Below are 566 nucleotides of genomic sequence, written 5' to 3'. Positions count from 1 at the left end.
GCAGTTCGTCGCCCTCAAGACCGGTGGCGTCCACCCTGCGCAGCAGGGTGGAGGCCCGGACCGCTCCCGGGCCGGGTACGACGAGTCGCCGCTCCGGGCTGTCCTCCAGCCGGGCGCGGAGGGCGTCGTGGTGATCCAGCAGGGTCTGCACGGCGTCCGTCAGGATCGCGAAGTCCAGGCCCGCGGGGGTGACCACCAGGGCCGACTGAGCCACCTGGCCGGCCCGCTCCGGGCCGACACGGTCGAGGAGTTCATGCATGACCGGGGTCAGTGGTACGTCACCGATCGCGCTCTCTCCTTCGAAGGCCGCGCCGCCGTCGGTGACCACGGCGACGGCGGCCAGTTCCTCAGGCGTCTGGCGTTCGAAGACCTGGCGGGCCGTGATGACCAGACCGGCCCGGCGGGCGCTGGAGACCAGCAGCATCGACATGATCGAGTCGCCGCCCAGCTCGAAGAACGAGTCGTCGACGCTCACTTCCTCCAGACCCAGCGCTTCGGCGAAGAGCGCGCACAGGGTCGCTTCCACGGCGGTCGCGGGCTGCCGCCCGGCCTCCCTGCTTCCCGCT

At 71.7% G+C, this 566-nt stretch carries 1 protein-coding gene; it reads right to left on the bottom strand.

The window, feature by feature from the left end:
* Positions 1-566, bottom strand: a 566-nt coding sequence (locus tag FF041_RS37370; protein ID WP_153527244.1) for a phosphopantetheine-binding protein, incomplete at both ends; no start/stop codon positions are given.

The sequence above is a fragment of the Streptomyces jumonjinensis genome, from assembly GCF_009600885.1.
GTDB classification, from domain to species: Bacteria; Actinomycetota; Actinomycetes; order Streptomycetales; family Streptomycetaceae; genus Streptomyces; species Streptomyces jumonjinensis.
This window is presented reverse-complemented; position numbering and strand designations above follow the sequence as displayed.